Below are 22489 nucleotides of genomic sequence, written 5' to 3'. Positions count from 1 at the left end.
CCCAGCTGCCCCCTGAAACCCGCAACGGCCACACAGCGCCATGCTGGCGAATTGAAAGGTGCTCAAGTGCGCATTGGAGGGGGGCGCGCCATCCCGGATAATCGCGACATGAATCCCCTTCTCGCCAAACTGCAACCCTATCCGTTTGAACGGCTCAAACAGCTGTTCGCCAGCGTCACGCCCAACCCCGCCTTGAAGCCCATCAGCCTGGGCATTGGCGAACCCAAACACGCCACGCCCGCTTTCATTCAAGAAGCACTCAAGGCATCTGTGGCCACCGGCTTGTCGGCTTATCCGGCCACAGCGGGCGAGCCTGCCCTGCGCAAGGCCTGCGCCGCCTGGCTGCAAACCCGTTACCAGCTGACGCTGGACCCGGCCACGCAAGTGCTGCCGGTCAATGGCTCGCGCGAAGCCCTGTTTGCCCTCACGCAAACCGTGATCGACCCGACCCGGCCCGGTGCCACCGTGGTCAGCCCCAATCCGTTCTACCAAATCTACGAAGGCGCAGCCCTGCTGTCCGGGGCCACGCCCTATTACGTGCCCAGCGACCCGGCACGCAACTTTGCCAACGACTGGGACAGCGTGCCCGCCGAAGTCTGGGCCCGCACCCAGTTGCTGTTTGTCTGCTCGCCCGGCAACCCCACAGGCGCGGTGATGCCACTGGCCGAGTGGGCAAAACTGTTTGCCCTGTCCGACCAGCACGGTTTTGTGATCGCCTCGGACGAGTGCTACAGCGAGATTTACTTCCGCGAAGAAGCGCCCTTGAGCGGCCTCGAAGCCGCCCACCAGCTGGGCCACACCGACTTCAAACGCCTGATCGCCTTCACCAGCCTCAGTAAGCGCAGCAACGTGCCTGGACTGCGCAGCGGCTTTGTGGCGGGTGACGCGGCCATCATCCAACAGTTCTTGCTCTACCGCACTTACCACGGTAGCGCCATGAGCCCGGTGGTGCAAGCGGCCAGCGTGGCCGCCTGGGGTGACGAAGCCCATGTGGTGGACAACCGCAACCAGTACCGCACCAAGTTCGCCCAGGTCACACCCGTGCTGGCCGAGGTGCTGGATGTGAAACTGCCCGACGCCAGCTTTTACCTGTGGGCCGGTGTGCCCGCAGGCTGGCAAGGTGACGACGCTGCGTTTGCCCAAGCGCTTTACGAAGCGGAACACGTCACCGTGCTGCCCGGCAGCTATTTGGCGCGGGATTTCAAGGGCAGCAACCCGGGCCAGGGCCGCATCCGCATGGCGCTGGTGGCCGAAACCGCCGAATGCCTGGAAGCGGCCGAGCGCATCGCCCGCTTTGTGCAGGCACACCCTATTGATCCAGCTCTGTGAAGTCTGCCCGATGACTTCAATCTTGCACCTTGTGGGAGCCAGCCCTGCTGGCGATCGGACGCTTGTGGACCGCAGGTTTTTCGCTTGCAGGGCAAGCTCCCACAAAATCCTCCCACCTGGCAACACACGGCTCAGACTTCATCGGGCCGAATCACTAACAAGGTCTGAGCCATGAACGCCACAACTTGCCACGACACCCTTCGCCTAGCCGAACAACTGATCGCTCGCCCCTCCGTCACACCCGACGATGCGGGTTGCCTGGACCTGATCGCAGACACCTTGAAACCATTGGGTTTTGACTGCGAATTCATGGACTCCGGCCCCGAGACCTTCCGCGTGCGCAACCTCTGGGCCAAGCGCGCAGGCACCTCGGGCCAGACCCTGGCCTTTGCCGGGCATACCGACGTGGTACCCACCGGACCCCTGACGCAATGGGACAGCGATCCCTTCACCCCCACCCACAAGGACGGCAAGTTGTTTGGCCGGGGCGCGAGCGACATGAAAACATCGCTGGCGGCCATGGTGGTCGCGGTGCAAGAATTTCTGGCCGCCAACGCCAACCCCGCTTTGGGCATCGCCTTTTTGCTGACCAGCGACGAAGAAGGCCCGGCGCTTGACGGCACCGTGGTGGTCTGCAAACAGCTGGTGGAAAGGGGCGAGGCGCCCCAGTTCTGCATTGTGGGCGAGCCCACGTCGGTGCAGCAAACCGGCGACATGATCAAGAACGGCCGACGCGGCACCCTGAGCGGCAAGCTCACCGTCAAAGGCGTGCAAGGCCACATCGCCTACCCGCACCTGGCCGACAACCCGATCCACCGCCTCGCGCCTGCGCTGGCCGACCTGGTCGGCATCCGCTGGGATGAAGGCAACGCCTTCTTCCCGCCCACCAGCTGGCAAGTGAGCAACATCCACGCTGGCACGGGCGCGAGCAATGTGATCCCCGCGGACTGCGTGGTCGACTTCAACTTCCGCTTTTGCACCGAATCCACGCCCGAGAGCCTGCAGCAGCGCCTCACGGCTGTGCTCGACCAGCACGGCCTGACATACACGCTCAGCTGGACCATCGGCGGCCTGCCGTTTTTGACCACACCCGGCACTTTGGTGGCCGCTGTTCAGCAAGCCATTGCTGACGAAACCGGCCTCAAGACCGAACTGTCCACCACCGGTGGCACGAGCGACGGCCGCTTCATCGCGCAAATCTGCCCGCAAGTCATCGAGTTTGGTCCGCCCAACGCGACCATCCACAAGGTGAATGAACATGTGGCGCTGGCCGACATCGCGCCACTCAAAGCCATTTATCGGCGGACGCTGGAGCAACTCAACATGGGCTTGTCCGCATGAGCGTTTTGCCCACCCTGTGCCGGCACGCACACCGCCCTGTGCAGCCCTTGGCCTTTGCACGCCCTTCACGTCACTGCGAGCGAAGCGCGGCAATCCAGGAATTCCCATGCATCTGAACGAACTGATCGCCCAAGCCGCTGAGCGCCTGACCCACGCCCAAGTGGCCTTTGGCCACGGCACCCAAAGCGCCTTTGACGAAGCCGTCTGGCTGGTGCTGTGGCGCTTGGGCCTGCCGCTCGACACCGACCTGGACGAAGTAGCCCATCAAGCCGTGACGCCCGAGCAGCAAGCGGCTTGCGCCGCGCTGATCGAAGAGCGCATCACGACCCGCAAGCCCGCCGCCTACCTGACGCAAGAGGCCTGGCTGCAAGGCGTGTCGTTTTACATCGACGAGCGCGCCATCGTGCCGCGCAGCCTGATCGCGGAGGTGCTGGCCGACGGGACGATTGACGCCTGGCTCTCTGACCAGACCCGGCAAGTGCTGGACCTGTGCACCGGCAATGGCAGCCTGGCCGTCTTGGCGGCGCTGGCTTGGCCTGAAGTGCAGGTCACCGGGGCTGACATTTCAAATGACGCTTTGGCCGTGGCCGCCATCAACGTGGAGCGGCACGACTTGCAAGAGCGCGTGACGCTGGTGCACAGCGATGGCCTGTCTGCACTGCCCGGCCCGTTTGATTTGATCCTGTGCAACCCGCCTTATGTGTGCCAGGCCAGCATGGACACCCTGCCCGCCGAGTACCGCGCCGAGCCTGAGCTGGCGCTGGCTGGCGGCACGGACGGCATGGACTTTGTGCGCCAACTGTTCAAGGATGCCCCCTCACGCATGAGCGAAAACGCGGTGCTGGTGCTGGAGATCGGCAACGAGGTGGATCACTTCATCGCGGCTTTCCCTGACCTTGAAGTGGCCTGGCTGGACACCAGCGCGGGCGACGATCAGGTGCTGCTGGTCACCCGCGAAGCCCTGCTGCCCCCGTAGGAGCCAGCCTTGCTGGCGATGACCTGCCATGTTCCATCGCTTGCAGGGCAAGCGCCTACACGAACAACACCAACCGAGCCTCCTTTGTAGGAGCCAGCCCTGCTGGCGATCAGGCCAGCGGGCCAGGACCCGTTGCCATCGCTTGCAAGGCAAGCGCCTACAACCCCATTTCCCGTAATTTCAGATGATCAACCTCAAAAACGTCACCCTCCGCCGCGGCACCAAAGTGCTGCTCGACCAAGCCTCGGTCACCCTCAATCCGGGGGAAAAGGTCGGCTTGGTCGGGCGCAACGGCGCGGGCAAGTCCACCTTGTTTGCGCTGTTCAACGGCACGCTGCACGAAGACGGCGGCGACTTCGACATGCCCAAAGCCTGGCGCATGGCGCAAGTGGCGCAAAACATGCCCGAGACCGACCAACCTGCCGCCGACTTTGTGCTGGAAGGTGACACGCGCTTGGCCGAATTGCGCCAGCGTTTGGTCGCGGCCGAAGAAAGTGGCGATGGCATGGAAATGGCCCATGTCTACACCGACTTGGCCGATGCGGGTGACCACGATGCCCTGCCCCGCGCCGAAGCCTTGATTCTGGGTCTCGGCTTTCGGGTGGACGAACTCAACAACCCGGTCAACAGCTTTTCGGGCGGCTGGCGCATGCGCTTGCAACTGGCCCGGGCCCTGATGTGCCCGTCGGACATCCTGATCTTGGACGAACCCACCAACCACCTGGATTTGGACGCCTTGGTCTGGCTCGAAGCCTGGCTGCAGCGCTATGCGGGCACCATGATCGTGATCAGCCACGACCGCGAGTTTTTGGACGCGGTGACCAATGTCACGCTGCACATCGACCACGCCAAATTGACGCGTTACGGCAGCAACTACAGCGGCTTTGAAATCCTGCGCGCTCAGCAGATGGAGCTGCAACAGGCCTCGTTTGCCAAGCAGCAAGACAAAATCGCCCACCTGCAAAAGTTCATCAACCGCTTCAAGGCCCAGGCCAGCAAGGCCAAGCAGGCGCAAAGCCGTGTCAAAGCGCTCGAACGCATGGAAAAAGTGGCCCCGCTGCTGGCCGATGCCGAGTTCACCTTTGGCTTCAAAGAGCCCAACAACCTGCCCAACCCGATGCTGGCCATCAGCGAAGCGAGTTTTGGCTACACCGTCGAAGGCGATACCAAGCCCATCTTGCAAGGCGTCAGTAAATCGGTGCTGGCAGGCCAACGCATTGGTATTTTGGGGGCCAACGGTCAGGGTAAATCGACCCTGGTCAAGACGATTGCCCGCACCATGCCGCTGCTGGCAGGCACGCTGACCGAGGGAAAGGGCCTGAACATTGGTTACTTTGCGCAGCAAGAACTCGATGTGCTGCACCCGAACGACAACCCGCTGGAGCACATGATCCGCCTGGCCAAAGAGCTGGGCCCGAACAGCGGCGAACCCAGCCGCGAGCAAGACCTGCGCAACTATCTGGGCACCTTCAACTTCTCCGGCGACATGGTCAAACAGGCCGTAGGCTCCATGAGCGGCGGCGAAAAAGCCCGCTTGGTGCTGGCCATGATCGTGTGGCAGCGGCCCAATTTGCTGCTGCTGGACGAACCCACCAACCACCTGGACCTGGCCACCCGCGAAGCGCTGTCCATGGCGCTCAACGAATTCGAAGGCACCGTCATGCTGGTCAGCCACGACCGCGCCTTGCTGCGTGCGGTGTGCGATGAGTTCTGGATGGTGGGCCGGGGCAAGGTCGAGCCGTTTGACGGCGATCTGGACGACTACCAGCGCTACCTGCTCGAAGAATCCAAACGCCTGCGCGAAGTGGCCAAAAATGCGGCGAGGGAGGTGGTGCGGGAGGCCGTGGCCGAGGCGCCCGCTGCAACTGTGGCCCCCGCCGTGGTGCAGCAACCGGTGGCCACCGAAGCCCCGGGCAGCGCCGTCAGCAGCGGCGAGCAACGCAAGCTCGACGCCCAGCGCCGTCAGCAACTGGCCGCGCAAACCCGCCCGCTGAAAAAGGAACTGGAACAAAACGAGCAGCGCATGGCCGCCATCGACCAGGAAAAAGCCACGCTCGAAGCCCTGCTGGCCACACCCATCGCGCCGGCTGAAATTGCCGACGCTGGCCGCCGCCTGAAAGCCCTGGCCGACGAAGTGGCCACGCTGGAAGAACGCTGGCTGGCGCTGACCGCTCAGCTTGAAGCGGTCGCTTGAAGAAAAAACAAAAAACCGGGCACCCTGCAAAGGGCACCGGTTTTTTTCAATGGGTGCGCTGAGATCAGCCGCCGACCACCGTCCAACCCGCATGCTGGTCGGCCTTGTTGTTTTCATATTCCCACGAAGTGCCGCAGCGGTCGCAGCGGTAACGGGTGATGGTCACAGAACCCTTCTCGCGTGTTTCCTTGCGGTTGCTGCCTTGCACCAGCTCAGCATGACCGGGGGCGCGACGCCAGTTGCGCTGAATGCCCGAGCAAGGCTCGCAAAGCACCATTTTTTTCAACTCATTTTGGATGTTCTGTTGGGCTGACATGTCGGTCTTCTTTCGGAAGGGCAGGCGATCATTTCGCCAACGCCAGAAAATAAGGATTGTGCAGGCACTGGCAGCAGCACCCTGAGCCGAATCGGCGCACGCAAATGAAAAAAGCACTTTGTACCGAAATACAAAGTGCTTTTAAATTGGTGGGACCAGCGGGGGTCGAACCCACGACAAACGGATTAAAAGTCCGCTGCTCTACCAACTGAGCTATGGTCCCTTTGCTGCTGTGCATCGCACTGCAGCAAGACTTAGATTATAGCCTTATTTTTTGAGCTGCTTTTGGTCGCTGGCCAAAAAATTCAAAATTTCTGAAGCTGCGCACATCCCGAAAGTGGCGGTCACACTGACGACCGATCCATAACCATGGCAATTGAGCGAACCGTCGCCTTCAATGGCGCAAGAGGCATCGGGCGGTGCCACCGACTCCCGGCTGAACACGCCTCGAATGCCCATGCGTTTGTCGCCTCGTGCAGCACCGTGGTGCTTGCGCAGTCGGTAGCGCAGTTGAGACAAAAGCGGGTCGTGGGTGATGCAGGACAAATCATCCACATCAACTTTATGCGCCAGGCGTTTACCGCCAGCCGCCCCCACCGTGATGAAGCCTGCCGAGTGGCTCATGGCCCAATGCGCCAGGGTCACCTTGGCTTTGACCTGGTCGCACGCATCGATCAAGGCGTCAGGCATATCGGTCAACAAGCCCGGCCAATTGTCAGGACCGACGAAATCATCCACCACATCCACGCGACACTCGGGGTTGATGAGGGCAATGCGCTCTTGCATGGCCAACACCTTGGCCTGACCTGTCGTGTTAGTGAGCGCATGAATTTGCCGGTTGATGTTGGACTCTGAAATATGGTCCATGTCGATCAGGGTCAAACGCGCAACGCCGCTGCGTGCCAAAGCTTCGGCCGCCCATGAACCAACACCCCCAATGCCCACCACCGCCACATGGGCTTGCCGTATTCGTTCAGCCCCCTGTACGCCATACAAACGCTGCAGACCACCAAACCGCCTTGACTGGAGATCACCGGGGTGTTCGGGGACGAGGTTCATGGAGGGCCGCAAGTGAATTCAGGCTTGGCGTATTTGCCACTGCAATGCAGCCGCCGCGCCCAAGGCGATGCCCAGCACGGCCAGCACACTGCCCAAGCTCAGCGTGGACAAGCCACTCAAACCCTGCCCAAAGGTGCAGCCCATGGCCAGGACCCCGCCGACCCCCATGAATGCCCCCCCAGCCAAGTGGCGCATCAGGTCGGAGGTTTGGGCAAAGCCTTCCCAACGAAACGTGCCTTGCAGGCGGGCATGGAGTGCCGCACCCGACATCACCCCAGCCACGGTGACCATGCCCAGACTGAGTCGTTTGCTGCCATCGCTGTAGTACATGAAAGCATCGAGCCAATAGGCCAGTGGTGCGGTGAAGCTCATCGCTTCCATGCGGCCGCTTTGGGTGGTCAGGAATACGGGTTCCAGCGACTCCGGGTGCTCGGGCAAAAACCCCAGCACACCACTGACCCACCACAGCGCGACCACCAGCAGGCCCAGGCCCGCACCTGTGACCAGGTTCAGTGGTGTGTTGAAACTGCGCTCCTTGAGAACCCAGACCAACAACAGCAAAGACACCAGCACGGCGCTAAGGCCCACCCCTGTGGCCAAAGACACGCCCAGCAGCGCCGCCACCCATTGACCGGCAAATGGACCATGGCTCAAAGCCATACCCACCGGGTCCATGTAGCTGACGCGCCACACCGCAGTCAGTCCGCGCAGGGTGGCCAGGGCAAACACGGCCATCGTGATCAAGACGACGAGGGATTTCAGATTGCCCGCCCCCAAACGGACCAAAGACTTGCTGGTGCAACCCGAGCCCCAGACCATGCCCACGCCAAAAAGCGCCCCACCGACCAAGCCGGACAACCAACTCAGGCGTGGCGATGCGTAGATGGTTTGCAAGGGGCTGATCCAGCCGGCCCAGGACATCAGGCCAAAACCCAACGTGGCCACAGCGAGGGCCAAGGCCCACTGCCGCAGACGTGTGGCATCACGCATGACGACCCAGTCACTGATGGCACCCATGGTGCAAAAATGACCACGGTGGATCAGCACACCCGCCAAGACGGCCAACACAAATGCGGCGATCCTGACGACATGGCTCAGGTTCTGAACTTCATCCAGGGTCATCAAGGACATGGATTTCAGCGCAAACGCGAAAGGCGATCACGCGCGGTGGCCGCAGTCTCGGATGCGGGATAGTTCTTGATCAGATCATCCAGGGTCTTGCGCGCGGCCTTGAGGTCTTTCAATTCAATCTGCACATTGGAGATGGCCAACATGGCCTCAGGCGCGCGCGGGTGCGCGGGGGCCACGGTCAACAATTTCTGGAAATTGGTCAGTGACTCCTTGTAGGCCTTGTTGGCGTATTGCGCATTGCCCAACCAAAACAAGGCGGAAGGCACATAGGCACTGTTGCCATAACGCGAGACAAAGGCAGCAAGCGCCGTTTGAGCGGTCACAAAATCGGCCTTGCGGAATGCCTCCATGGCGGCATCAAAGTCACGTTTTTCAGCGGGATCGACCAGCAGTTCCCGGCCATCCACCGTCACTTTGATGGGCTCGAAACGGCGCAAACGGTCATCGACGGTGCTCAAAGCATCCTTCTGGCGCAATTGCAACTCGGTCAAATCACGGGCCAGCCGCTCCTGAACGCCCATGCTTTGCGCCAATTCTGCTTTGAGGCTTTCAATTTGGGTTTGCAAGTCCAGCAAAGCACGCCTGAATTGCGCATTCATCTGGTTTTGAGCCTGCACATTTTCTTCCAACAAGGCTTTGCTGGCGTTTTGGGACTGCTCCAATCTTTGGCGTAAATCCAGAATGGCCCTGCGGGCTTCGTCATCCCCAAAAATGGCCGCCTGTGCGCTGCCCCACAGGCTACCCAAGGCCCAAAGCAGGCCGATGGCCAGCCAAGCCGAATGTGAACGGTGTCGGAACATGACCGACCTCAATAGCGGATTTCAACGCGGCGATTTTTGGCCTGATCGACTTCAGAGCCTCCGGTTGTCGATGGTTTTTCTTTGCCAAAACTCACCGCTTCCAGCTGGCTTTCAGACACGCCCAGCAAACTCAGCGCCTGGCGCACAGCGTCTGCACGCTTTTGACCCAGCGCGAGGTTGTACTCACGCCCACCACGGTCATCGGTATGGCCTTCCAGATTGGCCTTGCGTTGCTTGTTCGCTTGCAGGAACTGCGCATGGGACTCGATCACCGGGCGCGCTTCGGCACGGATCACGAAACTGTCGTAATCGAAATAAACCACATGGGCCACGCCCACAGGGCCCTGACCTTGACCGGCTTTGTAAGCGGTCAAACTGACCACGCCAGTCTGGGCACCGCCCTGCCCCACACCAACGCCTTGCACCGAAACACCGGAAGATGTGGCCGATTTGTCCTCGACCGGGACATCGTCGAGCTTCACGCCCGAAGCACAACCGGCCAGAACCAGAGAGACCAACAAACCAGACCAAAACAACTTTTTCATGCTCAACCTCATCGATAAAAAAATGTCAAAAACTCATGCTCAAGGACGCACCGGGCCCCAATGAGGCTCTCGGATGTCCCCACCCTGACCTGCCAGACGGGCTTTGACGCGTCCATCCAGGGTGGTGGTCATCAGGGCCTCCTGGCCTTGATGCTCGGTGGCGTACACCAACAAACGGCTATTCGGGGCAAAGCTGGGGCGCTCATCCCCGTTCGTGTCGGTCAGCGCGGTGACCTGCCCTGTACCCAACTCCATCAACTGCACACGGAACCCGCTGCCGGTACGCGAGGCATAAGCCAACCAGCGACCGTCCGGGCTGATGGCTGGCGAGATGTTGTAGTTGCCCACAAAAGTCACCCGCTCAGCAGGTCCGCCTTGGGCGGACATTTTGTAAATTTGAGGGTTCCCGCCCCGATCGCTGACGAAATACAGCGTGTTGCCATCGGGCGAAAAAGCAGGCTCGGTGTTGATGCTGCCCGACTGGGTCAGTCGCTGCGGTTCCCCGCCTTGCACCGGGATGCGGTAAAGCTGTGATCCGCCGTCACGGGTCAGCGTGGCCACCAGCGAGCGTGAATCGGGTGCCCAGGCTGGGGCGCTGTTGGAGCCCTTGTAATTGGCCACCACCCGCCGCTGGCCACTGGCCAACTCGTGCACATAAACCACGGGTTTGCGCGACTCGAACGAGACATAGGCCAGGTGGGTTCCCGAAGGTGACCAGGATGGGGAAATGATCGGCTCCGGGCTCATCAGTGCGGAACGCGCACCTTCACCGTCGGAGTCTGCAATCCACAGGTTGTAGCGTCCTGCAGACTTGGTGACATAACTGATGCGCGAGGTGAAAACGCCCACCGATCCCGTCAACTGTTTGTAGACCCAGTCTGACACACGGTGCGCCGAAAGACGCAAATCGGCGGCCGACACGGTGTCTTTGAAATCGGCTTTTTCCTGGCCTTTGACAGCGTCCCACAAACGCGCACGCACGTCATAACGACCATCGGCCAGGCGGGTGACCGAGCCGGCCACCAGGGCTTCTGCGGACAGAGGCCTGAAAACCGCCCAATCCGGGCGGCTCATCTCGTCCAAGGCCATGGCGGGCGCGCTCAGGGCTTTGAACTGACCGCTGCGCTCCAGATCTGATTGCACGATGCCAGCGATTTTTTGGGGGGCTGCCATTTCCCCCTTGAAAGGCACCACCACCACAGGCAATTGGGTCATGCCCACACCCGTGACTTCCACCCGGAATTGGGCACAAGCGGTCCCCGCCAGAGCGAACAGCACGAGAAAATTCAGCAGCTTGTAAAACCATCGCACAGGAAAAAACAGCAGATTCATGTCCATCAACAATTCGAGTGGCCCAACGAGGCATTGATCGTACACCGGACAGACACCTGTTTTACCCCTGCAGGGTCCACGGAAACAAGTCGAAACACACACGCTGGTCTTTTTGGGCGCGCCCAGAACCTGCGGGGCGGCAAACCTTCAGGTCTCGCGGTGGGCCTGCGGCGGCCTGAAAAAGTCTGCGGGCTTCGGTCCAAGGCCGGATAACGGGCTTGCTTACAATGCCTGAGCCCATGCAACCACCAGCCCCTGACACCACCGCGCCCACCGCCCAACCAGCCATCCGTCAAAGGTTGATGCGGTTGAGGCCTTATTTCGTGCAGCAGCGCGGCGTTTGGGCACTGGCCATTGGCGCGACGTTGCTCGCGGCGCTGACCGAACCCCTGATTCCAGCCTTGTTCCAGCCCTTGCTGGACAGCGGTTTTGCTGAAAACAAACTGCCCTTGTGGTCCATTCCACTGACGGTCATTGGCCTGTTCAGTTTGAGGGGGCTGGCCCATTTTGTGGCGCAGTACGCGCTGGCCCGTGTGACCAACGACGGGATGGAAAAGCTGCGCAGCGATCTGTTTGGCAAGCTGGTGCGGGCTGATTTGTCGCTGTTCAACCGCCAATCGGCCAGCGCCTTGTCCAATACGGTGGTCTACGAGGTCCAAACCGGCGCATCCCAGCTGGTTTCGGCCTTGATCGGCTTGACCCGCGATGGCTTCACACTGCTGGCGCTCGTCGGTTACCTGATGTGGCTGAACTGGCAACTCACCCTGGTGGTGTTCACCGTTGCCCCCGGTCTGAGCTGGATCATGAAGGTGCTGTCCAGACGCCTTTACAACCTCACCAAAGAAAGCCAGAAAGCCACCGACGATCTGGCCTATGTGGTGGAAGAAAATGTCCTGGCCCACCGCATGGTGCGGCTGCACGGCGCGCAAACTCATCAAATCGGGCGCTTCAATGCGCTGGGGCAAAGGTTGCGACGCTTGGCCCTCAAATCCACCGCCGCCTCGGCGGCCATGACGCCGCTGACCCAGATCATGGCCGCGGTTGCCCTGTCCCTGGTTTTGGTGATCGCCTTGGTACAAAGCCGGGAAGCGGGCTCTGGCGCGACCGTGGGCGGTTTTGTGGCCTTCATCACGGCCATGCTGATGCTGATCGCGCCCATCAAACGCCTGGCCGATGTCGCCAATCCCATCACGCGGGGCTTGGCCGCACTGGAGCGGGGACTGGCCCTGATGCACGACGCGCCGGAGGAAACCCAGGGTGAACACCAGGTCCACCGGGTTCAGGGTGCCATTGAATGGCAAGACGTGAGCGTGCAATTCAACCCGGACAGTGCCCCCGCATTGGCGCACCTCGATTTGAAGGTGCAGCCTGGCGAAACCGTGGCCTTGGTCGGCACATCGGGCGCAGGCAAAACCACCCTCATCCAGTTGTTGCCCCGATTTTTGAATCCCAGCAGCGGCCAGGTGTTGCTCGATGGCGTTCCCCTGCCAACGTGGCAGCTGGACAGTTTGCGCAGCCAATTGGCCATGGTCAGTCAGGACGTGGTCATGCTCAACGACAGCCTGGCGATCAACGTCAGCCTGGGGCAGACGCCCGACCACGACAAGGTGCAGCAATGCCTGCAAGCGGCCAATCTGTGGGCCCATGTCCAGACGCTGCCCGAGGGCATGGACACCCGTCTGGGCCACAACGCCAACCAGCTGTCTGGCGGCCAGCGCCAGCGCCTGGCGATTGCCCGCGCCCTCTACAAGGACGCGCCGATTTTGATTCTGGACGAAGCCACATCGGCGCTGGACAACGAGTCCGAGCGCCTGGTGCAAGACGCCTTGCAAAAACTCATGCTAGGTCGCACGACCTTGATCGTGGCGCACCGCCTGTCCACCATCGAACACGCCGACCGCGTCATCGTGATGGAGAGCGGCCGAATTGTGGAGCAAGGTGCACCCGCCGAGTTGCTGGCACGGGGCGGCGCTTATACGCGGCTGCACCACCGGGGCGAATGGACCAGCGAAGCGCCTGCCCAGACCTGAGCGCCCACCGGAGACGACTCAGAGCAGCACGATGTCGTACTGCTCCGGCCCCAAGGACGCCTCGACCTGCAGCGAAATCGGCTTGGCGATGAAGTCCGACAGGCCCGCCAGATGCTGGCTTTCTTCGTCCAGCAGCAAATCAATGACCGCTGAGGTGGCCACGATGCGGAATTCACGCGGGTTGAACTGACGCGCTTCGCGCAGGATCTCGCGCAGGATGTCGTACACCACCGAGCGCGGCGTTTTGACGATGCCCTTGCCCTGGCAGCTGGGACAAGGCTCGCACAGCATGTGGGCCAAAGACTCACGGGTGCGTTTGCGCGTCATCTCCAGCAAACCCAACGACGAAAAGCCGCCCGCCATGGTCTTGACTCGGTCTCGCGCGAGTTGTTTGCGGAACTCGGCCAGCACGGCATCCTGGTGCTCGGGGCGGGCCATATCTATGAAGTCGGCGATGACGATGCCGCCCAGGTTGCGCAGGCGCAGTTGCCGCGCAATCGCTTGGGCTGCTTCGAGGTTGGTCTTGAAAATCGTGTCCTCGAAATTGCGCGCACCGACATAACCACCCGTGTTCACATCCACCGTGGTCAACGCCTCGGTCTGGTCGATGATCAGGTAACCGCCCGATTTGAGCTCGACCCGCCGGCCCAGCGCCTTGGCGATCTCCTCGTCGATGGCATACAGGTCAAAAATCGGCCGTTCACCTTTGTACAGCTGCAAGCGCTCAGCCGCTTTGGGCATGAACTCGCGGCCAAACGCCTCCAGCTTGGCAAACTGCTCTTGCGAATCAATTCGGATGCTTTGGGTGGCCTCGCCCACCAGATCGCGCAGCACGCGCTGCAACAGCGTCAGGTCCTGGTGCAACAAAGACGCCGGCGGCAAGCGCATGGAGGCGTCCTTGATGCGCGCCCAGGTCTTGCGCAGGTAGGCGATGTCGTCTTGTAATTCCTCGTCGCTCGAGTCTTCGGCGTTGGTTCGCAAAATGAAGCCGCCCCCGGCAGGCCCCACCAGCGACTGCACCCTTTTGCGCAGCGCATCGCGCTGATCGGCTGGTATTTTTTGCGACACGCCAATGTGGTCGTCTTGCGGCAAAAACACCAGATGACGGCCCGCGATGCTGATTTGCGTGGACAGCCGAGCGCCCTTGGTGCCCATGGGGTCCTTGATGACCTGCACCATGATGGCGCGGCCCTCGAACACCTGCTTTTCAATCGGCACCAGCGGCTGGCCCGTGCGGGCGGCAGCGGCCTCACCTTCGGCATGCTTTTGCCAGACATCGGCCACATGCAAAAAGGCCGCTTTGTCCAAGCCAATGTCGATGAAGGCCGATTGCATGCCCGGTAGCACACGGGCCACTTTGCCCAGGTAGACATTGCCCACCAGGCCGCGCTCGAGCGTTCGCTCGACATGCAGCTCCTGCACCGCGCCAAACTCCACCACCGCGACCCGAGTTTCCTGGGGCGACCAATTGACCAAAATATCTTGTTGCATGCAGGGCATCAAACGGGGAAAAGTGGAAACAACTTGGAAAAGGACGCAGCGCCGTCAGCGCTCTGGCGGGCGTGAACGCTCAACAGCGCACGCCCAAGGACCGCAGCAAGGCGGCGGTCTCGAACAGCGGCAAGCCCATGATGCCTGAATAACTGCCCCGGATCTGTTCAATGTGGGCAGCCGCCCTGCCCTGCACCCCGTAGGCCCCCGCTTTGCCCATGGGCTCGCCCGTGGCCACGTAGGCACGGATCTGCGCGGTGGTCATGGGCGCGAAGTGCACCCAGGATTGGGAAAGGGCCGAAACCCGTTTGTGCCCTTTTTGTACGGAAACGGCTGTCAGCACGCGGTGGGACTGGCCAGAAAGCAATTTCAAGATGCGCATGGCATCGGCCTCATCTGCTGGCTTGCCCAAAATATTCCGCCCCAAACACACGGTGGTGTCAGCGCACAGCACGGGCGCTGCAGGCAGGCCATGACGCTTCATGCGCTGCACGGCGGCGTCGAGTTTGAGCCCCGTGACACGCGCCACATACCGCGCAGGCGCTTCCGCGCCGCGCACATCTTCCAAGGACTCGGCATCTTCGCCAGGTTCTGCCAACAGCAAGGTGTGGGCCACACCGATTTGGTCCAGCAACTGGCTGCGCCGAGGACTTTGGGAGGCGAGGTAGATGAAATCGCTCATTCGCGGTGGTACGGGTGGTTGGCGTTGATGGACCAGGCGCGGTACAGCTGCTCGATCAACAGCACCCGTGCCATGGCGTGGGGCAAGGTCAGGTCGGACAGGCGAATGCGCTCGTGTGCGGCTTGCCGGAACTCCGGCTCCAGACCGTCGGGGCCGCCAATGACCAAGGCCACATCGTCGCCACCGAGCTGCCAGCTGGTCAGGCGCGTGGCCAGGGCTTGTGTGGTCAAGTTGGTGCCCCGCTCGTCGAGCACCACGATGCGGGTGCCGCGGGGGATGGCCGCCTCGATGCGTTGTCGCTCGGCGGCATACAGATTGGGCAAGGTTTTGGAGCCCCGAGGCTCGGTTTTCACGGCCTTGAGCTCGACCTTGAGCTCAGGCGGAAAACGTTTGGCGTAGTCGTCCCAAGCGGTCTGGGCCCAATCGGGCACGCGCAGGCCGACCGCAACGATCAGCAGCTTCATGCAGGATCAATCGGCTTTGCGGCGGGTGGCCGCTTGCACGGCCTTGCGCGCCGGTGCCTTTTTGGCAGCTGTCTTAGTCGCAGCTTTGGCTGCAGGTTTGGCCGTCGGCTTGCCTACGGTTTTCACCGTTGGCTTGCTGCTGGGGCTGCTGGCTTTGGGGGCCAATTTGGCTGTCGTTTTGGCTGTAGTTTTGGTGGCGGTTTTGACGGGCGCCTTGACTGCGGGTTTGGCCGCTGGTTTGGCCGATTGGGCCGGAGCCTTCAAGGCGGGTTTGGCCTTGGCTGCAGGTTTCGCAGCTGCTTTCTTGGAAACGGGTGTTTTGGCTGCCGTGGTTTTGGCCGTAGCTTTTTTCGCCACCGAGTTCTTGATGTGGCCTTTGACTTCAGCCGTCGCCGCAGGTTTGGGGGCACCGAACTTCAGGCGCACAGGCGTGCCGCCCCAGATTTCTTCCAGGTTGTAATAAGTGCGGATGGTCGGCTGCATGACATGCACCACCGCCTGACCGCAGTCCACGATGATCCATTCGCCGTTGTCTTCACCTTCCATGCGGGGCTTGCCAAAACCGGCGTTGCGCACTTTGTCGCGCACGCTGGCGGCCAAGGCCTTGGTCTGGCGGTTCGAGGTGCCCGAGGCAATGATGACCCGCTCAAACAGCGAAGACAGGTGTTCGGTGTCAAACACCTGGATTTCTTGGGCCTTGACGTCCTCCAAGGCGTCCACAATGGCCCGCTGGAGTTTTTGAATGTCTTTTTTGGCGGCGTTTTCGGTCATCAATGGGGCCTGTAAAGGTGGTGTTCGTGAATATAACGCTCAACAGCGGGGGATACCAGACCGGTCAGGGCCTGCTGTGTGGCCGCCAGCACACGGATGTCCGTGGCACTGTGGGGCATCAGCGGCATGTCGAGGGGGCGAATGCGCGCTTGCAGCGTGTCTGAAATGGGGGGGAGTGAATCAGGCGCATCCGAACGGTCGGTCCAGGCACGCACGGCCATATCACGACCTGCGGCGCAGATTATAGCGATGCGGCCAATTTCACCGATCTGGTGCCAGGCGGGCAAGGAGCGCCGCTGGTCATCGCCGAGCAGCAAATACAACTGTGCTTGCGGGTATTCGGCCTGCAACTCGTGCAGGGTGTCCACCGTAAAGCTGGGGCCGGTGCGCAGGATTTCACGCTCGTCCACCCTCACTTTTGGCACATGCGCAAAAGCCAAACGCGTCATGGCCAAGCGGTGTGCGGCATCGGACAGCTGACGCGGCTTGTGCCAGGCCTGGCCCGTGGGCAAGACCTGCACTTGATCGAGCTGCAGCTGGGCGATGGCCGCTTCCACCAAGGCCACATGGGCCAGATGCGGCGGGTCAAAGGCCCCGCCAAAAACACCCAAGCGCTGAACGCTGGCTTGAGGCTGCACAGGCGGCAGGCTCAAACCCAGTCCTTGGGCACCAGAAAGTGGCTGAGCAAACGCGCCTCGGGCGAGCCTGGCTCGTCCTGGCGCTGGTAAGACCAGCGCACCTCGGGGGGCATGGACAGCAAGATGGACTCGGTGCGGCCACCCGACTGCAAACCGAAATGCGTGCCCCGGTCCCAGACCAGGTTGAACTCCACATAGCGGCCGCGGCGGTAGAGCTGAAAGTCACGCTCGCGCTCACCATAAGGCGTGTCCTTGCGGCGCAGCACGATGGGCATGTAGGCCGTCAGCAAGGCATCGCCCACGCTTTGCAGCATGGCAAAGCTCTGGTCCATGCCCAGCTCGGAAAAGTCGTCAAAGAAAATGCCGCCCACGCCGCGCTGCTCGTGGCGGTGTTTGTTGCAAAAGTAATCGTCGCACCAGGCCTTGAAACGCGGGTGCAAGCCCTCGCCAAACGGCGTCAGCGCGTCTTTGCAGGTCTGGTGAAAATGCACCGCGTCTTCGTCAAAACCGTAATAAGGCGTCAAGTCCATGCCGCCACCAAACCAGGCCACGGGTGCCCTGCCCTCGGGCTTGGCGGCGATCATGCGCACGTTCATGTGCGCCGTGGGCACATAGGGGTTGCGCGGGTGAAACACCAGCGACACGCCCATCGCCTCAAAGGCCGAACCCGCCAATTCGGGGCGGTGCTGGGTGGCCGAGGGTGGCAATTGCGGCCCGGTGACATGCGAAAAACCGCAGCCCGCCCGCTCGAACACGGGGCCACCCTCCAAAATTTGCGTGATGCCATTGCCCTGGAGTTTTTCGCCCGGGTCTTTTTGCCAGGCATCGGTCAAAAAGGGGGTGCCGTCGAGGTCGGTCAAGGCCCCTGTAATGCGGGACTGCAAACCGACAAGGTAGTTTTTGACGGTGCCGAGTTCAAAGGGGGTGCTCATGGGAATGGGTCCGAAGTTGAAAGGTGACAGGCCAGGGATGCTCAATGCTGCAACGGTGGGGACTTGGCAGGCGCTGTGGTCTGACCAGGACGCCAAGGGGTGATGGGCCCCATCTGGTGCACATGAAAGCCCTTGACGCCTGTAAAAACCTGAGCGATGTGGGCGTAATCCTGCTCAACCTGTCCGGTCAGATCGTAAAAGTCGACCACACTGAAGCGGCGTTGACCCCAATCGAGCTTGACCAAGGCCACAGGCACCTGAGCACCCAGCGCCAACTGGTAAAAACCGCTGCGCCAGCCTGGGGTGTGGCTGCGCGTGCCCTCCGGGGCCAGGCCCAGCCAGAGCAACTGGTCGTTTTGCTTGTGTTGTTCGAACACATGCACCATCTGCCCCACCACGCCACGAGAGGAACTGCGGTCGATCGGGATGCCACCCACCCAGCGCATCCAAGCGCCCACCAGCGGAAACTTGAACAGCGAGTCCTTGCCCCAAAAGTGCGCCGGAATGCCCAGCGCCCATTTGGCCAGCATGCCAATCGGGAAATCCCAATTGCTGGTGTGCGGGTACACAATGGCCACGCCCTGGCGGGTGGGAAAGCCCTCAAAGTCCAGACGCCAACCGAGCAGTTTCAAAATCCATCGGGCCAGGCGAGAGCCCTTGAAGGTCACGGGATGGCGGGTCAATGTACGCATGAGGGTGCCGTCCAGTGCTTCAGTTTTTGATGGCGCGGTAGCCAATGTCCCGACGCATTTGCATGCCGTCAAAGGCAATTGGACTGGCTGCCTGATAGGCTTTTTGCTGCGCCTGCTTGACCGAGTCGGCCAGCGCGGTGACGCAGAGCACGCGCCCACCCGAGGTGAAGATTTGACCGTCTTTTTCGATCGTGCCGGCATGAAAGACCATGGCCTCTTCGCTGTCTTTGGGCAAGCCGGTGATGACATCGCCTTTGCGCGGATTCATCGGGTAACCGGCAGCGGCCATAACCACCCCCAAAGCAACCCGGCGGTCCCACTCCATTTCAAAGTGATCCAGACCTTCCGATGTGGCCGCCATCAGAACTTCAAAAAAGTCCGATTTCAAGCGCATCAAGATCGGCTGTGTCTCAGGGTCGCCCATGCGGCAGTTGAATTCGAGGGTTTTGATGCGGCCCTGCGGGTCAATCATCAGGCCTGCGTACAAAAATCCGGTGTAGGTGATGCCGTCTTTTTCCATGCCACGGATGGTGGGCAAAATGACCTCGCGCATGGCGCGTGCGTGCACTTCGGCCGTGACCACCTGCGCGGGGGAATAAGCCCCCATGCCGCCCGTGTTGGGGCCCTCATCGTTGTCCAGCAGTCGTTTGTGGTCCTGGCTGGTGGCCAGAGCCGCCACGTTTTTACCGTCGCACAACACCATGAAACTGGCTTCTTCGCCTTGCAAGAACTCTTCGATCACCACCCGCGCGCCACCCGCGTTGTGGGCCACACCCAAGGTGTTGTCCAATAGCATGAAATCGATCGCCTCGTGGGCCTGTGCCAGCGTCATGGCCACGACCACGCCTTTGCCAGCAGCCAGGCCATCAGCCTTGACCACAATGGGCGCCCCCTTGCGGTCCACATAGGCGTGCGCCAGAGCCGCGTCGGTGAAGGTTTCGAACTCTGCCGTCGGAATGCCATGGCGCTGCATGAAGGCTTTGGAAAAGGCTTTGGAGCTTTCCAGCTGAGCTGCAGCCTGCGTGGGGCCAAAAATGCGCAGGCCATGGGCCCGAAAATCGTCCACGATGCCTGCAGCCAAAGGGGCTTCGGGGCCCACCAAGGTCAGGCCGATGCCGTTGTCGATGGCCCACTGGCGCAACAGCAGCGAGTCGGTGATCGGCACATCGACAAGATTTTTGTCTTTGGCCGTGCCACCGTTGCCGGGTGCCACATAGACCTGCTGCACTTTGGGCGACTGGGCCAGTTTCCACGCCATGGCGTGCTCGCGGCCACCACTGCCGACTACCAATACTTTCATCAAACTTCCTTAATTTTCAATTTCGGCGTTGTGGAAGACGTTTTGCACATCGTCCAAGTCTTCCAATACATCCAGCAACTTCTGCATTTTGGCAGCGTCTTCGCCCGCCAGCGTCACGGTATTCTCGGCACGCATGGTCACCTCCGCCATCTCGGCCACCAAACCAGCGGCCTCCAGCGCGTTTTTCACAGCTTCAAAATCAGCAGGCGAGGTCAACACCTCAATGGCCCCCTCTTCGTCGGTGATCACGTCCTCGGCACCCGCTTCCAGCGCCACCTCCATGACCTTGTCTTCGCTCGTGCCTGGCGCAAAAATCAGCTGACCACAATGCTTGAACTGGAAAGCCACCGAGCCCTCGGTGCCCAGGTTGCCGCCGTGCTTGCTCAAAGCGTGGCGCACTTCGGCCACCGTGCGCACGCGGTTGTCGGTCATGGTGTCCAAAATGATGGCGGCTCCACCAAGGCCGTAGCCTTCATAGCGGATTTCCTCGTAGCTCACACCTTCGAGGTTGCCGGTGGCTTTGTCCACGTTGCGCTTGATGGTGTCGGCCGGCATGTTGGCCGCTTTGGCTTTCTCGATGGCCAAGCGCAAACGAGGATTGGCACTGACGTCACCACCGCCGGTGCGGGCGGCCACCATGATTTCGCGCACCACCCGGGTCCAGATCCGTTGTCTTTTTTCGTCTTGTCGGCCCTTGCGGTGCTGAATATTTGCCCATTTACTGTGGCCAGCCATCGGGAATTCCTTGAATGTTGATTTAACCTAGAGGCTGGATTTTACTTTTCACACGAGGGAGGAGATTTTCGATGGCTGAACCCATGCTCATTGCTCAAAACGACCAGGCGCAGTGCCACTTGCTGCCGGGCCTGGCCAACCGCCATGGCCTGATCACAGGTGCCACCGGCACTGGCAAAACCGTGACCTTGCAGACCTTGGCCGAGAACTTCTCGCGCCTGGGTGTGCCGGTCTTCATGGCCGACGTCAAGGGCGATCTGACCGGCATCAGCCAGGTCGGCAAAATCGGCGAAAAACTGGCCGCCGTGCTCAAAGACCGCGGCCTGACGCTGCCCGAACCCATCGCCTGCCCCACCACCGTCTGGGATGTTTTTGGCGAACAAGGCCATCCGGTGCGCGCGACCATCTCGGACATGGGGCCCTTGTTGTTGACCCGCATGCTCGGCCTCAACGACACCCAGGCAGGGGTTTTGAACCTGGTGTTCAAAATCGCTGACGACAACGGTTTGTTGCTGCTGGACATGAAAGACCTGCGGGCCATGCTGCAATACGTGGGGGACAACGCCAAACAGTTCACCACCGAGTACGGCAACATCAGCGCCGCCAGCATCGGGGCCATCCAGCGCGGCCTGCTGCAGATCGAAAGCCAGGGCGGCGACCAATTCTTCGGCGAGCCCATGCTCAACATCGAAGACTTCATGCAGACCGATGCACAGGGCCTGGGTGTGGTGAACATTTTGTCGGCAGACAAACTGATGAATTCGCCTCGCCTGTACGCCACATTTCTGCTGTGGATGCTGTCGGAGTTGTTCGAGGTATTGCCTGAAATTGGCGACCCGGAAAAACCCAAGCTGGTGTTCTTTTTCGACGAGGCACATTTGCTGTTCAAGGATGCGCCAGCGGCTTTGGTCGAGCGCATCGAGCTGGTGGTCCGCTTGGTGCGATCCAAAGGCGTGGGCGTGTATTTCGTGACGCAAAACCCACTGGACATTCCCGACAGCGTGTTGGGGCAACTGGGCAACCGGGTACAGCATGCCTTGCGCGCCTACACCCCACGCGATCAAAAAGCCGTGGCGGCCACGGCACAAACCATGCGCCCGAAAGCCGGCCTGAACATCGAAGCCGCCATCACCGAATTGGCGGTCGGTGAGGCGTTGGTGAGCTTTCTGGATGCAAAAGGCCGGCCTTGCGAAACCGAGCGCGTGTTTGTTCTGCCACCAGGCAGCCAATTGGGGCCCATCTCGCCCGAGCAACGCCAGGCGCTGATCGCGGTATCGCTGGTGGCTGGGGTCTATGAGCAAACACTGGACCGCGAATCGGCCCATGAACGGCTCAAAGGACAAGCCAGCACTGGCTCCAATGCGTCTGCCCATGGCAGCACCCATGCCGGGTCTTTACCCGGTCAATCGCCAGATTCGGCTGAGAAAGCGTCGGGCGGCTTGATGGGGGGCTTGTCTGAACTGCTGTTTGGCAGCACCGGCCCACGCGGTGGCCAGCGCGATGGCGTGGCCCAAATGGTCGTCAAAAGTGCGGTACGTACCGTGGGCTCAGCGGTCGGCCGCGAAATCGTGCGCGGCGTGTTGGGCGGGTTGCTGGGCGGCGGTCGCCGCAAGTGAATGGGATGCGCGCTGCGCGCGCTGCGCGCGCTGCGCGCGCTCGCAGCGATCGCCGTCGTGCTATGGCGATACCCCACAAAAAAAGGCCCAAAGGGCCTTTTTTTGCGGGTGCCCG

The 22489-nt window shown here is 61.2% G+C and carries 21 protein-coding genes and 1 tRNA gene; 6 read left to right on the top strand and 16 right to left on the bottom strand.

The window, feature by feature from the left end; translation table 11 throughout:
* Positions 1-108 precede the first annotated feature (108 nt).
* The 4 genes from dapC to B9Z47_RS10970 all read left to right on the top strand — a co-directional run bounded on the left by dapC (position 109) and on the right by B9Z47_RS10970 (position 5840).
* On the top strand, positions 109-1329 hold the full coding sequence (gene dapC, locus B9Z47_RS10985; protein ID WP_108331302.1) for a succinyldiaminopimelate transaminase: 1221 nt from the start codon (positions 109-111) through the stop codon (positions 1327-1329).
* Between the two features lie 171 nt (positions 1330-1500).
* Entirely contained in the window at positions 1501-2670 is a 1170-nt protein-coding gene (gene dapE / locus B9Z47_RS10980) for a succinyl-diaminopimelate desuccinylase (protein ID WP_108331301.1), read from the top strand.
* Between the two features lie 106 nt (positions 2671-2776).
* Positions 2777-3646, top strand: a complete 870-nt coding sequence (gene prmB, locus B9Z47_RS10975; RefSeq protein WP_108331300.1) for a 50S ribosomal protein L3 N(5)-glutamine methyltransferase — start codon at positions 2777-2779, stop codon at positions 3644-3646.
* A 184-nt stretch (positions 3647-3830) separates the two neighbouring features.
* On the top strand, positions 3831-5840 hold the full coding sequence (locus tag B9Z47_RS10970) for an ABC-F family ATP-binding cassette domain-containing protein (protein WP_108331299.1): 2010 nt from the start codon (positions 3831-3833) through the stop codon (positions 5838-5840).
* Between the two features lie 64 nt (positions 5841-5904).
* Here the strand turns inward: B9Z47_RS10970 and B9Z47_RS10965 are convergent, their stop codons facing one another.
* The 7 genes from B9Z47_RS10965 to tolB all read right to left on the bottom strand — a co-directional run bounded on the left by B9Z47_RS10965 (position 5905) and on the right by tolB (position 11023).
* Complete coding sequence (locus tag B9Z47_RS10965) at positions 5905-6156, bottom strand: hypothetical protein (protein ID WP_108331298.1); 252 nt, start codon at positions 6154-6156, stop codon at positions 5905-5907.
* A gap of 147 nt (positions 6157-6303) precedes the next feature.
* Positions 6304-6379, bottom strand: a tRNA-Lys gene (locus tag B9Z47_RS10960).
* A gap of 44 nt (positions 6380-6423) precedes the next feature.
* Entirely contained in the window at positions 6424-7215 is a 792-nt protein-coding gene (locus B9Z47_RS10955) for a ThiF family adenylyltransferase (protein WP_108331297.1), read from the bottom strand.
* Positions 7216-7233: 18 nt separating this feature from the next.
* Positions 7234-8346 carry a YeeE/YedE family protein gene (locus tag B9Z47_RS10950; RefSeq protein ID WP_369912124.1) on the bottom strand — a complete coding sequence of 371 codons (1113 nt, stop codon included), beginning with the start codon at positions 8344-8346 and terminating at the stop codon, positions 7234-7236.
* 5 nt (positions 8347-8351) lie between these two features.
* Positions 8352-9146 (bottom strand): tol-pal system protein YbgF, encoded by a 795-nt coding sequence (gene ybgF / locus B9Z47_RS10945; RefSeq protein WP_108331296.1) that lies wholly within the window; start codon positions 9144-9146, stop codon positions 8352-8354.
* A gap of 8 nt (positions 9147-9154) precedes the next feature.
* Positions 9155-9691, bottom strand: a complete 537-nt coding sequence (pal, locus tag B9Z47_RS10940) for a peptidoglycan-associated lipoprotein Pal (RefSeq protein ID WP_108331295.1) — start codon at positions 9689-9691, stop codon at positions 9155-9157.
* A 39-nt stretch (positions 9692-9730) separates the two neighbouring features.
* The gene (gene tolB / locus B9Z47_RS10935) at positions 9731-11023 is read right to left on the bottom strand and encodes a Tol-Pal system beta propeller repeat protein TolB (RefSeq protein ID WP_108331447.1); all 1293 of its coding nucleotides are present in this window, start codon (positions 11021-11023) and stop codon (positions 9731-9733) included.
* Positions 11024-11262: 239 nt separating this feature from the next.
* On the opposite strand from tolB, the gene msbA reads away from it, so the two are divergent.
* Positions 11263-13053, top strand: coding sequence for a lipid A export permease/ATP-binding protein MsbA (gene msbA, locus B9Z47_RS10930; protein WP_108331446.1), 1791 nt, complete (start codon positions 11263-11265; stop codon positions 13051-13053).
* Positions 13054-13071: 18 nt separating this feature from the next.
* Here the strand turns inward: msbA and rng are convergent, their stop codons facing one another.
* The 9 genes from rng to B9Z47_RS10885 form a co-directional block, all read right to left on the bottom strand.
* Entirely contained in the window at positions 13072-14544 is a 1473-nt protein-coding gene (rng, locus tag B9Z47_RS10925; RefSeq protein ID WP_108331294.1) for a ribonuclease G, read from the bottom strand.
* A gap of 79 nt (positions 14545-14623) precedes the next feature.
* Entirely contained in the window at positions 14624-15226 is a 603-nt protein-coding gene (locus B9Z47_RS10920) for a nucleoside triphosphate pyrophosphatase (protein WP_108331293.1), read from the bottom strand.
* Entirely contained in the window at positions 15223-15690 is a 468-nt protein-coding gene (rlmH, locus tag B9Z47_RS10915) for a 23S rRNA (pseudouridine(1915)-N(3))-methyltransferase RlmH (RefSeq protein ID WP_108331292.1), read from the bottom strand. The genes B9Z47_RS10920 and rlmH overlap by 4 nt, the downstream gene beginning before the upstream one ends.
* 6 nt (positions 15691-15696) lie before the next feature.
* Positions 15697-16461 carry a ribosome silencing factor gene (gene rsfS, locus B9Z47_RS10910; protein WP_108331291.1) on the bottom strand — a complete coding sequence of 255 codons (765 nt, stop codon included), beginning with the start codon at positions 16459-16461 and terminating at the stop codon, positions 15697-15699.
* Positions 16461-17120 (bottom strand): nicotinate (nicotinamide) nucleotide adenylyltransferase, encoded by a 660-nt coding sequence (gene nadD, locus B9Z47_RS10905; protein WP_108331290.1) that lies wholly within the window; start codon positions 17118-17120, stop codon positions 16461-16463. The genes rsfS and nadD overlap by 1 nt, the downstream gene beginning before the upstream one ends.
* Positions 17111-18031 (bottom strand): oxygen-dependent coproporphyrinogen oxidase, encoded by a 921-nt coding sequence (hemF, locus tag B9Z47_RS10900; protein ID WP_108331289.1) that lies wholly within the window; start codon positions 18029-18031, stop codon positions 17111-17113. The genes nadD and hemF overlap by 10 nt, the downstream gene beginning before the upstream one ends.
* Positions 18032-18072: 41 nt before the next feature.
* Entirely contained in the window at positions 18073-18723 is a 651-nt protein-coding gene (locus B9Z47_RS10895) for a 1-acyl-sn-glycerol-3-phosphate acyltransferase (RefSeq protein ID WP_108331288.1), read from the bottom strand.
* A 19-nt stretch (positions 18724-18742) separates the two neighbouring features.
* The gene (purD, locus tag B9Z47_RS10890; protein WP_108331287.1) at positions 18743-20023 is read right to left on the bottom strand and encodes a phosphoribosylamine--glycine ligase; all 1281 of its coding nucleotides are present in this window, start codon (positions 20021-20023) and stop codon (positions 18743-18745) included.
* A 9-nt stretch (positions 20024-20032) separates the two neighbouring features.
* Entirely contained in the window at positions 20033-20758 is a 726-nt protein-coding gene (locus tag B9Z47_RS10885; RefSeq protein WP_108331286.1) for a YebC/PmpR family DNA-binding transcriptional regulator, read from the bottom strand.
* 71 nt (positions 20759-20829) lie between these two features.
* Between B9Z47_RS10885 and B9Z47_RS10880 the strand changes: the two genes are divergently transcribed.
* Entirely contained in the window at positions 20830-22374 is a 1545-nt protein-coding gene (locus tag B9Z47_RS10880) for a helicase HerA-like C-terminal domain-containing protein (protein WP_108331285.1), read from the top strand.
* Positions 22375-22489 lie beyond the last annotated feature (115 nt).

This window comes from Limnohabitans sp. 2KL-1, from assembly GCF_003063435.1.
Taxonomy (GTDB): Bacteria; Pseudomonadota; Gammaproteobacteria; order Burkholderiales; family Burkholderiaceae_C; genus Limnohabitans_A.
Note: the sequence above shows the minus strand (reverse complement) of the source record. Positions and strands in the feature narration are given on the sequence as shown.

Coding starts and splice junctions, on each gene's coding strand:
- dapC (WP_108331302.1), top strand. CDS start 109: ATGAATCCCCTTCTCGCCAAACTGCAACCCTATCCGTTTGAACGGCTC.
- dapE (WP_108331301.1), top strand. CDS start 1,501: ATGAACGCCACAACTTGCCACGACACCCTTCGCCTAGCCGAACAACTG.
- prmB (WP_108331300.1), top strand. CDS start 2,777: ATGCATCTGAACGAACTGATCGCCCAAGCCGCTGAGCGCCTGACCCAC.
- B9Z47_RS10970 (WP_108331299.1), top strand. CDS start 3,831: ATGATCAACCTCAAAAACGTCACCCTCCGCCGCGGCACCAAAGTGCTG.
- B9Z47_RS10965 (WP_108331298.1), bottom strand. CDS start 6,156: ATGTCAGCCCAACAGAACATCCAAAATGAGTTGAAAAAAATGGTGCTT.
- B9Z47_RS10955 (WP_108331297.1), bottom strand. CDS start 7,215: ATGAACCTCGTCCCCGAACACCCCGGTGATCTCCAGTCAAGGCGGTTT.
- B9Z47_RS10950 (WP_369912124.1), bottom strand. CDS start 8,346: ATGTCCTTGATGACCCTGGATGAAGTTCAGAACCTGAGCCATGTCGTC.
- ybgF (WP_108331296.1), bottom strand. CDS start 9,146: ATGTTCCGACACCGTTCACATTCGGCTTGGCTGGCCATCGGCCTGCTT.
- pal (WP_108331295.1), bottom strand. CDS start 9,691: ATGAAAAAGTTGTTTTGGTCTGGTTTGTTGGTCTCTCTGGTTCTGGCC.
- tolB (WP_108331447.1), bottom strand. CDS start 11,023: ATGAATCTGCTGTTTTTTCCTGTGCGATGGTTTTACAAGCTGCTGAAT.
- msbA (WP_108331446.1), top strand. CDS start 11,263: ATGCAACCACCAGCCCCTGACACCACCGCGCCCACCGCCCAACCAGCC.
- rng (WP_108331294.1), bottom strand. CDS start 14,544: ATGCAACAAGATATTTTGGTCAATTGGTCGCCCCAGGAAACTCGGGTC.
- B9Z47_RS10920 (WP_108331293.1), bottom strand. CDS start 15,226: ATGAGCGATTTCATCTACCTCGCCTCCCAAAGTCCTCGGCGCAGCCAG.
- rlmH (WP_108331292.1), bottom strand. CDS start 15,690: ATGAAGCTGCTGATCGTTGCGGTCGGCCTGCGCGTGCCCGATTGGGCC.
- rsfS (WP_108331291.1), bottom strand. CDS start 16,461: ATGACCGAAAACGCCGCCAAAAAAGACATTCAAAAACTCCAGCGGGCC.
- hemF (WP_108331289.1), bottom strand. CDS start 18,031: ATGAGCACCCCCTTTGAACTCGGCACCGTCAAAAACTACCTTGTCGGT.
- B9Z47_RS10895 (WP_108331288.1), bottom strand. CDS start 18,723: ATGCGTACATTGACCCGCCATCCCGTGACCTTCAAGGGCTCTCGCCTG.
- purD (WP_108331287.1), bottom strand. CDS start 20,023: ATGAAAGTATTGGTAGTCGGCAGTGGTGGCCGCGAGCACGCCATGGCG.
- B9Z47_RS10885 (WP_108331286.1), bottom strand. CDS start 20,758: ATGGCTGGCCACAGTAAATGGGCAAATATTCAGCACCGCAAGGGCCGA.
- B9Z47_RS10880 (WP_108331285.1), top strand. CDS start 20,830: ATGGCTGAACCCATGCTCATTGCTCAAAACGACCAGGCGCAGTGCCAC.